This is a genomic window from Bacillus sp. SIMBA_026, assembly GCF_046535335.1.
Taxonomy (GTDB): Bacteria; Bacillota; Bacilli; order Bacillales; family Bacillaceae; genus Bacillus; species Bacillus velezensis.
The window spans coordinates 1-294 of the sequence record NZ_JAWRWX010000093.1 but is presented as its reverse complement, the minus strand read 5'-3'; the positions used below and the strand labels follow the sequence as shown (position 1 = coordinate 294).

General features: G+C 63.6%; 1 protein-coding gene. It reads right to left on the bottom strand.

The genetic code is table 11. The annotated features are described in order from the left end of the window. Positions 1-294: aldehyde dehydrogenase family protein (locus tag SB847_RS20815; protein ID WP_410578487.1), on the bottom strand; the 294-nt coding region annotated here is incomplete at both ends.

Genomic DNA, 294 nt, shown 5'->3' with positions numbered 1-294 from the left:
AGCTTGGAAGCAGCCATGACCAGCGGGACATTCCATGCGTTGATCAGCGCGCACACGCCCATCGGCTCGCGCAACATGTAGATGAACTTGGCATCGTCGGTCGGGTTGGTCGTTCCGTGGATCTTCGTGACCCACCCTGCGTAGTAGCGGAAGAGCTCGGCCGTCGATGCGACGCGACCTGCGGAAAACGCGACCGGCGCCCCCATGTCGAGGCTTTCGAGTACGGCGAGCTCGTCAGCGTGCTGCTCGACGGCATCGGCGATTCTGAGGAGATAGCGGGCGCGCGTATGCGGC